Consider the following 12,856-nt stretch of genomic DNA (forward strand, 5'->3'; position numbering starts at 1 on the left):
TCCGTCTTTTCAAAGGGTTAGATATGGGCAGGTCAGTTAGCAAGGCCGACTTGAGCGAGATCGTCGGCCGTGATGAACGCACCCTGACCCGATGGCAGAACGACGGCATGCCTGTGACCGAGTTCGGCCTCGGTCGGGGCAACGAAAACCAATACGACACCGAAGCCGTCATTCAATGGCTGATGCACCAGGCCGCACTCAACGGCAAAAAAGAATCTTCACGCGACCGGCTCGACCGGATCCGTGCCGACCGCGAAGAACTCGCGATGGCCAAGGATCTGGGCGAAGTTGTGATTGCGGCTGATCTGGTCGAGCGTTTCGAAGCCATGATCACCGCTGCCAAAGTGGAGCTGCTCAATTCCTTTCCGGACGAGTTAGCCGCCGAATTGTCGGCGCGCTACGACGTGGAAGTTGACGAGCAGCTCATTCGCGACCCCATTGAAGCCATCCTGAGGAGGCTTTCTGACTATGACAAGGATGATGCCCCGTCAGATGGATATTCTGACGAACCGGACGATTCGGAGGGCCTTGAGGAAGACGGCGACTAAAGCGCTGCGCGGCGCCTGCCGCAAGTGGGCACCGCCGCCCCGCATGAGCATTATCGAGTGGGCGGACAAGTACCGCTGGCTCGCACCGGAAGAAGCGGCACGCCCCGGCAAGTATCGCTTTGACGTGACACCTCACCTTATCTGGCCCGGTGGGCCATTGGAGGCACTGGACGATCCGACTGTTAGCGAGATCGTCGGACGCAAATCGGCGCAGGTGGCCTGGACGTCTGGCGTTCTGGGAAATGCCCTGGGCAAATGGATCGACATTGACCCGTCCCCGATCCTGGTGTTGTTTCCCAAAGCCGAAGCGGCCAAACAGTACGTCGGCGAAAAGCTCGAACCGATGATTGAAGCCACGCCACGGCTGCGCAAGAAAGTCGACCTGCGCAGCCGCAAGCTTCAACAAAGGCAGGACTTCAAGCGTTTTCCTGGTGGCTTCCTGAAAATGGTTGGCTCCAACAGCCCGGCCAGCGTGAAGTCCACGCCAGTGCCACGGGTGGCTATTGAGGAACCGGACGACTGCAACCTCAACCTGCGCGGGCAGGGCGATAGCATCAAGCTGGCGAAGGAGCGACTCAAAACCTTTCGTCGTTCGAAAATCATCATCGGCGGCACACCGACCATCAAAGGTCTATCGGCCATCGATGCGGAGTTGGAGCTATCAGATAAGCGTGTTGGTTTGGTGCCCTGTCACGAGTGCGGGCAAGAGCACGCGCTGAACTTCGACAACCTGCACTGCGATGAGGATCCTCAGTACCAGCACGAGGTGTACGGCAAGAAGCGTCCGGAAAATACTTTCTACTCTTGCCCGCACTGCGGCGGGATCTGGGACGATAACCAGAAAAACGCCAACCTCAAGCATGGGCGCTGGTCAGCTACAGCAGAGTTTCGTGGTATCGCGGGCTACATCCTCAACGAGCTTTACGCGACGTTTTGGGGATCGCGCTTTGAGGTGCTGATGGAAAAGAAACTCCAGGCTGAGCACGCGGCGGCGCAGGGCAACATCGGCCCGATGATCGCCTTCGTCAACAGCTCCAAAGGCGAAAGCTACGAATACCAGAGCGATGCTCCGAAGACTGATGAACTGGAGAAGCGCGCCGAACCCTACGCGGAACTCACCGCACCCCAAGGTGTGCTTTTGGTCACCGTCGGCGTCGACGTGCAAGGCGACCGCTTGGCGCTAGTGATCACTGGATGGGGACGGGGTGAAGAGTCATGGCGTCTGTATTGGGGCGAGCTGCACGGCAACCCCATCGATCCGCATGACGCTGTCTGGCAAGAGCTGGACAGGGTCATCTCCAGACCGATTCCCATCGCAAGCGGCGCCCAACTGGCGGTGTCGGCGGTCAGCATCGACAGCTCTGACGGTAATACCAGCGATGCGGTTTATGCGTATGTGCGTGATCGTCAACGCTACAACGTCATGGCGATCAAAGGTGCTTCCGTTGACAGCCGCGACAAGGAGATTTTCACCAAGCCGCCGCAGTCGGTGGACACCTCGCAAGACAACACCAAGGCTGCCAAATACGGGCTGAGGGTCCACATCGTTGGCACGCACAAAGCCAAGACCCTGATCGACGGCCGACTTCGGCTGAAAGGCGCAGGGCCTGGCCGAATGCACTGGTATAGCGAGATCCGCTCGGACTACTACGAGCAGCTCACCAACGAAGTGCTGGCGCCGCACCCACGCAACCCCAGCAAGATGGTTTGGCAGAAAAAGGCCGGACGGCGCAACGAAGCGCTCGACTGCGAGGTGTACGCCTTGCATGCGGCGCGCAGTCTGAAAACCCACCTGCTGCGCGATCACGAATGGGATCAGCTGGAGCAGCAACTGCTACAGCCAACTCTGTTCACCACCGAACAACCGGTCGCACCGGTACCGCGCCGAGCCGTCGCTCGTGGACGGGGCACCCGCAGTCGCGCGGGCTACTAGGAAAACAAACATGACAGACGCACAACAGCGCCTCGCGGAAGTCCGGGCGGCGATCTCTGACGTCCTGAAGAAAGGCCAGCGCTTGCGTCGTGCGGATCGCGAACTGTATCGCGCCGAGCTGAACAGCCTTCGCCTGCTAGAGCAGCAATACGCGAAGGAGGTCGCGCTGGAACAGGCCCAACAACAGGGACGCGGCCGTAACCGCATCTCCTACATGAAGATCTGACTATGGGATTTTTTCGAAAAGACCCGGCCGAGTTGCTGATGCGTGAGGCGATCAAGCTCGCCAAGTCGGCAAACGAAGCCCGACCTATCGTCGCTCAAGGCGGCGGTGGCGGTGTTGAGACTCGGTGGCGCGGTGCCTCCCGGGTGCTGCGTAGCATGGCCAGCTGGATACCCGGTCTTGGTAGCCCGCGTCGGGATCTCGATCAGAATGAGCGGCGAATGCTGGTGGCTCGTTCGCGGGATGCCATGCGCAATCACCTGATCGCCCGTGCAGCCATCACTCGGTTGCGTACCAACGTCGTTGGCACCGGACTGGTTTGCCGCGCACAGATCGACCATGACGCGCTTGGCCTCGACGAGCTGCAGGCCGATGCAATCAACGCCCAACTTGATCGTTTGTGGTCGTTGTATGCCGATGACCCTCGGGAATGTGACGCTGAGGCCTCGCTCAATCACTATCAGCTGCAGGCACTGGTGTTGATATCGTCGATGGTAGGCGGTGATGTATTGGTGGCCAGTCCCGACGATGAGCGTCCTGGCTGTGTGTTCAGTACCCGGCTGCAATTGATCGAATCGGATCGCGTGTGCAACCCGGCTGGGCAACTGGATGGCGTCAACCTGGTGGACGGAGTCGAGTTTGATCGGCTCGGTGCGCCGTTGGCCTATCACGTCTGCAGCGGCTACCAGAACGAATACACCTCCGGCCAAGCGCTTAAGTGGGAACGGTTGCCGGCCTTCGGAGAAGCCACTGGCCGGCGCCGGGTGATGCACGTCATGGCCGACAAGGAGCGCCCAGGGCAGAAGCGAGGCGCGCCGTATCTGGCTCCGGTGCTGGAGCCGCTGCAAAAGTTGGAGCGCTACAGCAGCGCCGAACTGATGGCGGCGGTGATCTCGGCGATGTTCACCGTGTTCATCAAAAAGACCAATGACTTTCAGGTTGGCAATCTGCCGCTGACGGCACTGGCCAACGAAGGTGACGGCGTTGGAGGCGACACCACCGGCGATGGTGAGTTGGCCTTGGGCGAGGGCGCCATTGTCGATTTGGGCCAAGGTGAAGAGCCAGTAATCGCCAATCCTGCGCGACCCAACGCGCAATTCGATCCGTTCTTTACCGCCGTCGTTAAGGAAATCGGCGCCGCGCTCGAACAGCCAATGGAAGAGCTTTTGCTGCATTACAGCAGCAGCTATAGCGCTGCCCGCGCCGCCATGTTGCAGGCGTGGCGGTTCTACAGCCTGCGTCGTTGGTGGCTGATCTGTGACTTCTGTCAGCCCAGTCGAGAGCTGCTGATTGATGAAGCGGTGGCAAGGGGGCTGATCAAATTGCCGGGCTACGCCGATCCGGCCAAACGCAAAGCGTACTGCCAAGCGATCTGGATCGGTCCGGCCCGTGGCGCTATTGATGAACTGAAGGAGGCCAACGCCGCCGGCAAGCGCATTGAAATCGGCGTCAGCAATGAAACGCTGGAAACAGCCGCAATGACCGGTGAACCGTGGCAGCAGGTTTACCGACAGCGTGTTCGCGAGGTCGAGCAACGCCGCAAGGATGGCCTGCACGTCTTGCCCAAAGGGCGAGAACAGGAAACTCCACCGCCCAACAACCCCAACGAGGAATAACCATGCCCCGCGCATTTGAGCTGGCTGCATCGCAGCCTTGGCTGATGCTGCCTGGCGCCCTGGACAACCTGCTGACCATTGCAGATCGGATGGGCGATCCGGCAGCGCTGGAAACCCGCACCGGTATGCGGCTGGATAACAGTCGAACTGTGAGTGTGCGCAATGGCGTGGCCATCATTCCGGTGGTCGGCCCGGTGTTTCGTTACGCCAATCTCTTCACTGAGATCAGCGGCGCGACGAGCACTCAGTTGTTAGCCACCGACCTGCAAACGGCGCTGGATGATCCCAAGGTCAGTGCAATCATCCTGAACATCGACAGCCCTGGCGGCGTAGCGGCTGGCATCAACGAGCTGGCCGACCAGATCCATTCGGCCCGTGATCGTAAACGCATTGTCGCCTACATCGGCGGCACTGGTGCCAGCGCCGCTTATTGGATTGCTTCAGCGGCCAGCGAGATCGTTATCGACGAAACCGCACTCGCTGGCAGCATCGGTGTAGTCGTCGAGGCTGTCGTCGGCGGTGAAGAAGCCAACGGTCGCAAGCGCTACCAGATCGTCAGTCGCAACGCGCCCAACAAGCGAGTGGATCTGGCCACCGAAGAAGGTCGGGCCAAGGTCGGCGAGACGGTCGACGCCATGGGCGACGTGTTCGTGGCCAAAGTGGCCCGCAACCTGGGGGTGGATCCTGAGCGCGTTCCCGAGATGGGAGACTTCGGCGGTTTGCGCGTGGGCGCCGCCGCCGTTGAGTCCGGCTTGGCCCATCGCCTTGGCTCACTCGAAACATTGATTACAGAACTGGCCAAACCGGCCGCAACCCAACCGAGGAAATACAACATGACCACCGTCAGCAGCACGGCGGAGTTGCGTGAGGCGCTGGCCGCCGGCACGGATCCGCAAACCATCGAGATCGCTCAAGCCGGTCAACCGGATCTTGAGAGTGTTCGCACCCAAAGCCGTGAGGAGGGTGCTACCGCCGAGCGACAGCGCATCACCGGTATCAACGCCATGGCCAGCAAGGGTTTCGAGACCGAGATCGCCGCCGCCATCGATGCCGGCACCTCGGTCGAGGCCACCGCTCTGCAGCTGTTTAAGGCGGCGCAGGATCGCGGTATTTCACTGAGTGCGATCAAGGCTGATGCCACCGGCGCGTCGACATCTACTCCGACGGGCGATGCGGCTCAGGGTGAACGTAAAGCAGTTGTGAACGCCATTGTTGAAGGCGCCTCGCGCCGCTGATTGGAGATCCTCATGAGTAATCCTGAACGCCAAACCTACTTCCCCGACCAACTGTCGGCGGGCGCCTTTCCGGTGATCATCGATACCGTCGTGATTGCTTCCGGACAAAAACTCAACCGTGGCGCCGTCCTCGGTCAGGTCAAAACCAGTGGTGAGTTTGTCTTGGCCAAAGCGGCAGCAACTGATGGTTCCGAGACGCCACTGGCAATCCTCGATCAGGCCACCGATTCGACCAAAGGTGCGCAGATCGCGCCTATCCGCCTGACCGGCGAAGTGCTGGCCAGCCAACTCACTCTCGGCGAGGGCTTCACCCTGGCGCAGGCGAAAGCCGCGCTACGTGCCCTGAGTCTGTTCGTTCGTTAATTCGGAGTTCTAAATGGATATTTTTGATACCCGCACCATGCTCGAAGCGGTCGAGCAGATGCCGACTGCGCGCCGTTTTTTGTTGAACACGTTTTTCAACGGTGGCAGCCCAGTGACGTTCCCGACCAAAACGGTCGACATCGACATTATCAAGGGCAAGCGAAAAATGGCTCCCTTTGTTCACCCGCGTCTGCCTGGCAGTGTGTCGTTGCGTGAGGGCTACACCACCAGCAACTACACCCCGCCTTACATCCAACCCAAGCGCGAAACCACTGCCGAGTTGGTACTCAAGCGTTCGGCTGGTGACAACCCGTTTTCTTCGCGTACTCCATTGGAGCGGGCAGGGCAGTTGCTCGGCAAGGATCTGCGTGACTTGGACGATGAAATCGTACGCCGTGAGGAGTGGATGTGTGCTCAAGCCCTCACCACCGGCAAAGTCCGCGTGATCGGCGAAGGCGTGGACGACACCATCGACTTCCTGATGTCCAGTGATCACAAGATCAGCCTGGGCAGCGGGCAATGGAACAGTTCTGACGGTGACCCTATTGCCAATCTGCGTGGCTGGAAACGCAAAATCGCCAAGGACTCTGGACGTACAGCCAACATCGTCGCCATGAGCGGTGAAGCACTGGATGCCTTCCAGTCGAATGCGACGGTGATGAAGCAGCTCAACACTCGCCGCGTCGATATGGGCCTGATCAAGCCCGAGGAACTGCCCGACGGTGTGACCTATCTCGGTTATCTGAATGACCCCGGCGTCGACCTTTATAGCTATGACGAGTGGTACCTGGATGACGACGAAGAAGAACAGCCGATGATTCCGGCCGGCGGCCTGATTCTGGGTTCCACCTCGACGCGCAACGCCATGTTGTATGGCGCGATCCAGGATCTGGAAGCCGTGGAAAGCGGCTTGGTTGAAGCGGCGCGCTTTCCGAAGAGCTGGGTGACCCAAGAACCAAGCGCTCGTTGGCTGAAGCTCCAGAGTGCAGCATTGGCTGGCCTGCTCGAACCGGATGCCTTCATCTACGCCAAGGTGGTGTGACATGGCCAAGAAAGCCGAATTTCTGGTGATCGATGGTTGCGTGCAGGATGGTCGCCTCGTTGTCGTAAAGGGCGAGCCATACAATCCGCCGAATAAAGAAATCGAGGAAGCGTTACTCGCTGAGGGGCGTATCGCCCCGCTCAAGGATCCGCGAGCACAAGAACTGCTGCGCCAACAGTCAGACGTTGCTGATGAGGACGAAGACAGCGGAGGTGAGTGATGGGCTTTCGCGAATTGAGCGATGACATGGATGCCTTGGTTCTGGATGGCTTGGGCGATATGGCAACGGTCGGCGGTCGAGAGATCGCCGGTTTCTTTTCTGCGCCTTGGTTGCAGCCGCGCATGGGGCGAATCAACACCGCATTGCGCGAGCCGCAATTTGAGATTCGCGTCGTCGATGTTGCAGGTGTAGAGCCGGGACAGCTGGTGGTTGTTGATCTTGCGAGGCAAGACGGCGGAGGCCAGTACGACCTGGTCAAACTGGAGCCAGATGGCACCGGCTGGGTGGCATTGCTATTGAGGCCTAAAGCATGAGCGTTGGCAGTCACTTCAAGCCCTCGGCCGGCGGCGGGACGATCTCGTTGCAGACCTCGGCGGCAGACCTGAAAGCCTTTCAGGACTTTGCCGCCGTGCTGCCAAAAGCAGCGGCCAACGCCCAGCGCCGGGCCATCAACAAAACCCTGCGCTGGCTTGCCACACAAATTGCCCGCGCCGTCGGCCGGCAGGAGCGCATTGCGGTCGCTGCTGTGCGTCAGCGACTGCGGGCCTATCCGATCAGCGGAGGAGCGAACAGCGGCAAATTGTGGTTCGGTCTCAACGCCATGGAGGCCAGCCGCATCGGCCGGCCTCGGCAGAGTCGCTCCGGTGTCTCGGTTGCCGGCCGGCGTTTTCAGGGCGCGTTCTTCAAAAAGGTCTACGGCAACAGCGCAGACGTCTGGATTCGTACCGGCAGCAAGCACTTCAGGGCGAGCGATTATCCCGACAGCGATGTCAGCGGTGCGGTCGGCGCAAGTTCGGGCTGGATCGCCGAGCACGACAACCGCTTCCCGCTGGCCAAGGCCAAGGTGTCGTTGGAGCAGGCCCGCCCGCACTTCGAGAGCTGGGTACGTGAGGCTGACGAACACCTGATGCATGTCCTGCAGCAGGAACTCAATTTCGAAGTGCAGAAGCACTTGAAGGGGAAATGACGTGACGGATCAAGTCGACGAGCCGTTCAGTCTTGAGCAGCTGTATCGCGCCATCGAGCAGCGCATTCAGCAACACTTTCCGTACCTGCAGACGGTGTGCATGTGGCCGGATGATTTGGATCGCTTACCGCTGCCTGCGGTGCTGATCGAATTGGCCGAGATGGAGCCGGGTCTCGATCCGGGAACTGGTGAAACCGGCTTAGCCTGCAAGTTCGAGGCTCGGGTGATCACCGATCCGATTCAGCCAGATGATCATCAACAGGCGGTGTTCCTGGCGGGCCACCTCGCCGCGTTGCTGCGCATGCAGTGCTGGGGCGTGGAGGTCGAGCCGGCCGAGTTCGTGCAGGCCATGCAGGACTGGACCAAGCCCGAACTGGACGGCTACACCGTCTGGGTCGTGGAATGGACGCAGCAGATCTACCTCGGTGAGGCCGAATGGCCTTGGCCGGATCAGCCACCGGGCACCCTGCTGCTGAACATTGAGCCAGGCGACGGCCCGTTCCGTCCGGAGGATGTGCAATGAGTTCCGGTTACGTCGCGGCTCAGCACGACCGCATGCTCGCCGGCCTGGTCAAGGATTGCTACGTGGTGGCGGTGGATCTCGCCGCGTCACCTCCGGTGTGTCGAGTCTCGGACGGGGAGTGGGTCAGCGGCTGGGTGCGCTGGCATAGCGTTGCAGCTGGCAAGGCGCGGCACTGGCGGGCACCGAGCATCGACGAGCAAGGCACTTTGATCAGTGCCAGCGGCGATGTAGCACAGGGCACATTCATTCCTGGTCTTTACGGCAATGGTGGCCCGCCACCGGACAACCGCGACCACGTCGAGGTCTGGCGCTTCGATGATGGAGGCTCACTGGTCTACGACTGGCAGGCCAACAGTTACACCATCACTCTGCCGAGCGGTACGGTCACCATCAAGGTCGGTTCAACACTGGCCGAAGTCACCGACAACGCTGTCAGCGTGAAGTCGGGAACGATCGATCTGGAGGGCGCCGTGAACATCAAAGGGCCGGTCACCATCGACGGCCCGCTGCACGCGACACAGAGCATCACCAGCGATGCCGACATTCTGGCCGCCGGCCAAAGTGACAACCACCACAAGCACTAACTCATCACTCATTCAGCCCGCCGCGTGCGGGCTTTTTCATGCCTGGAGAAATCATGGCCAAACATCAAGATGATTTGGCTGCGCCTGAGCTTGTCTCGATCAGCGCAGTACAGATGACCTCGACCGTGACCTTTCGCGACACCCTCTATACCTCGCGCACGGTCATCTTGCCTGACGGCCGCACCTTGGCCGTAGCGAAAGCCCAGGTATCGGTTGATGGCACCGACGATGTGGCGCTGAAGTGCCTCAAAGCCCACGCCGAGTTCGAGCAACTCAAGGAGTAATCCCGATGATCGGAATGGATCGCCACACCGGGCAACCCATCTCCGGCATCGAGCATTTACGTCAGTCGGTGGCGGACATCCTCGGCACGCCGCTGCTGAGCCGCCGCGAGCGTCCGGAATACGGCAGCAAGCTGCGGCGCATGGTCGACCTGCCCATCAACGAAGGCTGGAAAAGCGCCGCTCAAGCGGAAGCGGCCCGGGCGCTGCGCCAGTGGGAGCCGCGACTCAAGCTTGAGCGCGTAGTCGCCATCTCGGTATTGGGCGGGAAAATCAATTTCAGAATCAGCGGCGAGTATCTCGGTGAGCGCGGCACGTTGGAGGTGTGGGTATGAGTACGCTGGTGGATCTGACTGAGCTGCCCGCACCGGATGTGCTGGAGCCTCTGGACTTCGAAGAGGTGTACGGCGAAGCGTTGAATGTGTTTCGCGGTTACATGGGAGACAACTGGACAGCGTTGTTGGAGAGCGATCCGGTGACCAAGCTGCTGGAAGTCGGCAGTTACATCAAACTCGGCAACCGGGCGCGGGTCAACGATGCGGCCAAGGCACAGTTGCTAGCCTATGCCATCGGCGCCGATTTGGAGCAGCTGGCCGCCAACGTGAATCTGAAACGCTTGGTCATTCAGGCGGCGGATCCGCTGGCGGTGCCGCCGGTCGAGGCGGTGCTGGAGTCCTACGATGCCCTGCGCGAACGGGTGCAAATGGCCTACGAAGGGTTGACCACGGCGGGGCCACGCAACAGCTACATCCTGCATGCCCGTAACGCCTCGGCGCTGGTTGCTGACGCAACAGCCGAAAGCCCGGCGCCGGCCTGTGTGGACGTGACGGTGCTGGGGCTGGAAGGGGATGGCGTGGTTGGGCCGGAGCTGCTGGCCTTGGTCGCTTTGGCTGTGAATGACGACGATGTGCGCCCGGTCGGTGATCGGGTCACGGTACGCGGCGCCGAGATCCTGCGGTACCGGATCGATGCGGTGCTGCACATGAAAGGTACCGGTCCGGAAAACGACGCCGCGCTCGCCGAGGCGATCAAGCGCCTTGAGGCCTGGATCAATCCACGCCGTCGCTTGGGCGTCGAGGTGGCCCGCTCGGGTGTCGATGCGCAGTTACACGTTGCTGGTGTGGCCCGCGTTGAACTCAAAGACTGGCAGGATCTGAAACCCACCAAGGCGCAGGCGGCGTACTGCACCGGTTTCACCGTCGTGTTGGGAGGCTGATATGCGCAGTCTTCTACCGCTCAACAGCACTCCCCTGGAACGGGCTATCGAGGCGACCTTTGCCGAAACCACGCTGATTCCGTTGCGAACGCTGTACAACCCCGACACCTGTCCGGCTCATCTGTTGCCGCATCTGGCTTGGGCTTGGTCGGTCGACCGCTGGGATCCGGCGTGGCCGGAACCGGTCAAGCGTGCCGCGATCAAGGCCTCGTTCTACATCCACAAGCACAAGGGCACTATCGGCGCATTGCGCCGAGTAGTCGAACCGCTGGGTTATCTGATCGAGGTACTGGAGTGGTGGCAGACCGTACCTGAGGGCGTACCGGGAACCTTCGCGCTGAAGGTCGGTGTACTCGACACCGGTATCACCGAGGAAATGTACCTCGAACTGGAGCGCCTGATTGATGACGCCAAACCCGTAAGCCGGCAACTGACCGGACTCGCCATCAGCCTCGAAACTCAGGGCAACTTGAACATCAGTGTCGCTCTGTACGAGGGCGACGTAATCGACGTTTACCCGCCAGTGATGCGTGACATCGAAGTCACCGGCAGCTTTGGCGTGGTCGGGCGCGAACACTCCGTAGACACTCTGGACGTTTACCAATGATTGATGCGAACTCGCAGTTTTTCGCCATCCTGACCAAGGTCGGAGAGGCGAAGCAAGCGAATGCCGATGCACTCGGTGTTCCTTGGCTGATCAGCCAAATGGGCGTAGGTGATGCTAACGGCGCTGATCCCATTCCTGATCGGTTGCAAACCAAACTGATCAACGAATGGCGGCGCCGGCCGTTGAATCAACTCAAGGTCGACCCGAACAATCCGGCGATCATAATCGCCGAGCAGGTCATCCCGGCAGACGAGGGTGGCAAGTGGATTCGTGAAATCGGCCTTTACGACGCGGACGGTGATCTAGTGGCGGTGGCCAACTGCGCGCCAAGCTTCAAGCCACTGCTGTCGCAAGGTTCAGGCCGCACGCAAATTGTGCGCATGAATTTCATCGTCACCAGCACTGGCAATATTCAGCTCAAGATCGATCCGGCAGTGGTGCTGGCTACACGCGAATACGTCGACGCGAAGATTCTGGAAGAGCTGTACAAGCTCGACAACAAGCAGTCGGTGCGGCTCGCGACGACGGCAAACATCGTGCTGTCCGGGCTTCAGTCCATCGATGGCGTGGCACTGGTTGTCGGTGATCGGGTACTGGTGAAAAACCAGATTGCTGCCAAGGACAACGGAATATGGGTCGCGGCAGCGGCGGGCTGGTCGCGAGCGGCGGATGCGGACTCCAATACAGAGGTCACATCGGCGCTGTTGGTGTCGGTCGAACAGGGCGCAACGTTGGCCGACACCCGGTGGCAGTTGATCACTGACGGGGCAATTGTCTTGGGCACCACGGCGCTCACATTCCAGAACGTGACGCAAGGCTTCGCACCAATCAACGCGCCTGCGTTGATCAACCCAACGGCGAACACGCCTCCTCAGTTTGATAGCTCTTTGAGGCTTGCGACGACCGAGTACGTCCAGCGTGCTGCGGGTAGTTTGGCCGGTTACGTTGCTTATGCGGCAAGCGCCGTTTTGACGGCTGCTGATGTTGGGAAATATGTCTATACCAGTGGTCCGGCCGTTACCCTTACATTGCCTGATTCTTCGCTGCTGCCTCCAGGGAGCCGGCTTTACATTCAGGCGGGAGCAACAACTACATGCACTGTGAAGTCCATAAATGGAAATATTTCCGGGCCTAACGGGAACCCTGCAGGTTCGCCGAATGTAGTGTTGGGTAACGGTGTTGCTGCTGAATTTATTGCGTATGGCGGCGGCTGGCTTTCAGTTGGCGGGACTGGTCTTGCTTCGCTTTCCACCAATGGCTATCAGCGTCTACCTAGCGGCCTGATTATTCAATGGGGCAGTAGCCTCGCTTCAGCGGCTGATTACCTGGTTACTTTTCCAATCGCATTTCCAACTGCGCCAATAACGTTGGTCTTCGGGCAAAACGAAGGAAGTGTTTCTTTTCATAACAATTACCTGACCGCTACGGGGTTTAAATATCGCAACGCTGCTGCGACGTACCCCGACCAATTCACTTGGTTCTGCATCGGATACTAAGG

General features: G+C 60.0%; 17 protein-coding genes. All 17 read left to right on the forward strand.

Annotation, left to right across the window (positions count from 1 at the left end; all coding sequences use genetic code 11):
- Positions 1 to 23: 23 nt before the first annotated feature.
- Genes AC27VU_RS05670 through AC27VU_RS05750 form a run of 17 tightly spaced genes read left to right on the forward strand, consistent with a single transcriptional unit; the run spans position 24 to position 12,854 of the window.
- Positions 24 to 548 carry a DUF1441 family protein gene (locus AC27VU_RS05670; RefSeq protein WP_488723618.1) on the forward strand — a complete coding sequence of 175 codons (525 nt, stop codon included), beginning with the start codon at positions 24 to 26 and terminating at the stop codon, positions 546 to 548.
- Entirely contained in the window at positions 493 to 2,481 is a 1,989-nt protein-coding gene (locus tag AC27VU_RS05675) for a phage terminase large subunit family protein (RefSeq protein ID WP_488723619.1), read from the forward strand. Before AC27VU_RS05670 ends, AC27VU_RS05675 begins: the two co-directional genes overlap by 56 nt.
- Positions 2,482 to 2,491: 10 nt before the next feature.
- Positions 2,492 to 2,707, forward strand: coding sequence for a hypothetical protein (locus AC27VU_RS05680; RefSeq protein WP_083366729.1), 216 nt, complete (start codon positions 2,492 to 2,494; stop codon positions 2,705 to 2,707).
- Positions 2,708 to 2,709: 2 nt separating this feature from the next.
- Positions 2,710 to 4,320, forward strand: coding sequence for a phage portal protein (locus AC27VU_RS05685; RefSeq protein WP_459668325.1), 1,611 nt, complete (start codon positions 2,710 to 2,712; stop codon positions 4,318 to 4,320).
- A gap of 2 nt (positions 4,321 to 4,322) precedes the next feature.
- Entirely contained in the window at positions 4,323 to 5,555 is a 1,233-nt protein-coding gene (locus tag AC27VU_RS05690; protein WP_488723620.1) for a S49 family peptidase, read from the forward strand.
- Between the two features lie 12 nt (positions 5,556 to 5,567).
- On the forward strand, positions 5,568 to 5,918 hold the full coding sequence (locus AC27VU_RS05695) for a head decoration protein (protein WP_488723621.1): 351 nt from the start codon (positions 5,568 to 5,570) through the stop codon (positions 5,916 to 5,918).
- A 13-nt stretch (positions 5,919 to 5,931) separates the two neighbouring features.
- Positions 5,932 to 6,960 carry a major capsid protein gene (locus AC27VU_RS05700; RefSeq protein WP_488723622.1) on the forward strand — a complete coding sequence of 343 codons (1,029 nt, stop codon included), beginning with the start codon at positions 5,932 to 5,934 and terminating at the stop codon, positions 6,958 to 6,960.
- Between the two features lies 1 nt (position 6,961).
- Complete coding sequence (locus AC27VU_RS05705; protein WP_488723623.1) at positions 6,962 to 7,180, forward strand: hypothetical protein; 219 nt, start codon at positions 6,962 to 6,964, stop codon at positions 7,178 to 7,180.
- Positions 7,180 to 7,494 (forward strand): head-tail joining protein, encoded by a 315-nt coding sequence (locus AC27VU_RS05710; RefSeq protein WP_488723624.1) that lies wholly within the window; start codon positions 7,180 to 7,182, stop codon positions 7,492 to 7,494. The genes AC27VU_RS05705 and AC27VU_RS05710 overlap by 1 nt, the downstream gene beginning before the upstream one ends.
- Positions 7,491 to 8,147 (forward strand): hypothetical protein, encoded by a 657-nt coding sequence (locus tag AC27VU_RS05715; protein ID WP_488723625.1) that lies wholly within the window; start codon positions 7,491 to 7,493, stop codon positions 8,145 to 8,147. Before AC27VU_RS05710 ends, AC27VU_RS05715 begins: the two co-directional genes overlap by 4 nt.
- A 1-nt stretch (position 8,148) precedes the next feature.
- On the forward strand, positions 8,149 to 8,670 hold the full coding sequence (locus AC27VU_RS05720; RefSeq protein ID WP_443526358.1) for a hypothetical protein: 522 nt from the start codon (positions 8,149 to 8,151) through the stop codon (positions 8,668 to 8,670).
- The gene (locus AC27VU_RS05725; protein ID WP_488723626.1) at positions 8,667 to 9,254 is read left to right on the forward strand and encodes a phage baseplate assembly protein V; all 588 of its coding nucleotides are present in this window, start codon (positions 8,667 to 8,669) and stop codon (positions 9,252 to 9,254) included. The genes AC27VU_RS05720 and AC27VU_RS05725 overlap by 4 nt, the downstream gene beginning before the upstream one ends.
- 53 nt (positions 9,255 to 9,307) lie before the next feature.
- Positions 9,308 to 9,538 carry a hypothetical protein gene (locus AC27VU_RS05730; protein WP_485613881.1) on the forward strand — a complete coding sequence of 77 codons (231 nt, stop codon included), beginning with the start codon at positions 9,308 to 9,310 and terminating at the stop codon, positions 9,536 to 9,538.
- Positions 9,539 to 9,543: 5 nt separating this feature from the next.
- Complete coding sequence (locus AC27VU_RS05735; RefSeq protein ID WP_103368789.1) at positions 9,544 to 9,870, forward strand: GPW/gp25 family protein; 327 nt, start codon at positions 9,544 to 9,546, stop codon at positions 9,868 to 9,870.
- Positions 9,867 to 10,751, forward strand: a complete 885-nt coding sequence (locus tag AC27VU_RS05740) for a baseplate assembly protein (protein WP_488723627.1) — start codon at positions 9,867 to 9,869, stop codon at positions 10,749 to 10,751. The genes AC27VU_RS05735 and AC27VU_RS05740 overlap by 4 nt, the downstream gene beginning before the upstream one ends.
- A gap of 1 nt (position 10,752) precedes the next feature.
- On the forward strand, positions 10,753 to 11,358 hold the full coding sequence (locus tag AC27VU_RS05745; RefSeq protein WP_488723628.1) for a phage tail protein I: 606 nt from the start codon (positions 10,753 to 10,755) through the stop codon (positions 11,356 to 11,358).
- Complete coding sequence (locus AC27VU_RS05750) at positions 11,355 to 12,854, forward strand: phage tail protein (RefSeq protein ID WP_488723629.1); 1,500 nt, start codon at positions 11,355 to 11,357, stop codon at positions 12,852 to 12,854. Before AC27VU_RS05745 ends, AC27VU_RS05750 begins: the two co-directional genes overlap by 4 nt.
- Positions 12,855 to 12,856 lie beyond the last annotated feature (2 nt).

The organism is Pseudomonas sp. 14P5.3.2, assembly GCF_057799175.1.

Excerpts from the sequence above, each read along its gene's own strand:
- AC27VU_RS05670 (WP_488723618.1), top strand. The coding sequence starts at position 24 with ATGGGCAGGTCAGTTAGCAAGGCCGACTTGAGCGAGATCGTCGGCCGT.
- AC27VU_RS05675 (WP_488723619.1), top strand. The coding sequence starts at position 493 with ATGGATATTCTGACGAACCGGACGATTCGGAGGGCCTTGAGGAAGACG.
- AC27VU_RS05680 (WP_083366729.1), top strand. The coding sequence starts at position 2,492 with ATGACAGACGCACAACAGCGCCTCGCGGAAGTCCGGGCGGCGATCTCT.
- AC27VU_RS05685 (WP_459668325.1), top strand. The coding sequence starts at position 2,710 with ATGGGATTTTTTCGAAAAGACCCGGCCGAGTTGCTGATGCGTGAGGCG.
- AC27VU_RS05690 (WP_488723620.1), top strand. The coding sequence starts at position 4,323 with ATGCCCCGCGCATTTGAGCTGGCTGCATCGCAGCCTTGGCTGATGCTG.
- AC27VU_RS05695 (WP_488723621.1), top strand. The coding sequence starts at position 5,568 with ATGAGTAATCCTGAACGCCAAACCTACTTCCCCGACCAACTGTCGGCG.
- AC27VU_RS05700 (WP_488723622.1), top strand. The coding sequence starts at position 5,932 with ATGGATATTTTTGATACCCGCACCATGCTCGAAGCGGTCGAGCAGATG.
- AC27VU_RS05705 (WP_488723623.1), top strand. The coding sequence starts at position 6,962 with ATGGCCAAGAAAGCCGAATTTCTGGTGATCGATGGTTGCGTGCAGGAT.
- AC27VU_RS05710 (WP_488723624.1), top strand. The coding sequence starts at position 7,180 with ATGGGCTTTCGCGAATTGAGCGATGACATGGATGCCTTGGTTCTGGAT.
- AC27VU_RS05715 (WP_488723625.1), top strand. The coding sequence starts at position 7,491 with ATGAGCGTTGGCAGTCACTTCAAGCCCTCGGCCGGCGGCGGGACGATC.
- AC27VU_RS05725 (WP_488723626.1), top strand. The coding sequence starts at position 8,667 with ATGAGTTCCGGTTACGTCGCGGCTCAGCACGACCGCATGCTCGCCGGC.
- AC27VU_RS05730 (WP_485613881.1), top strand. The coding sequence starts at position 9,308 with ATGGCCAAACATCAAGATGATTTGGCTGCGCCTGAGCTTGTCTCGATC.
- AC27VU_RS05735 (WP_103368789.1), top strand. The coding sequence starts at position 9,544 with ATGATCGGAATGGATCGCCACACCGGGCAACCCATCTCCGGCATCGAG.
- AC27VU_RS05740 (WP_488723627.1), top strand. The coding sequence starts at position 9,867 with ATGAGTACGCTGGTGGATCTGACTGAGCTGCCCGCACCGGATGTGCTG.
- AC27VU_RS05745 (WP_488723628.1), top strand. The coding sequence starts at position 10,753 with ATGCGCAGTCTTCTACCGCTCAACAGCACTCCCCTGGAACGGGCTATC.
- AC27VU_RS05750 (WP_488723629.1), top strand. The coding sequence starts at position 11,355 with ATGATTGATGCGAACTCGCAGTTTTTCGCCATCCTGACCAAGGTCGGA.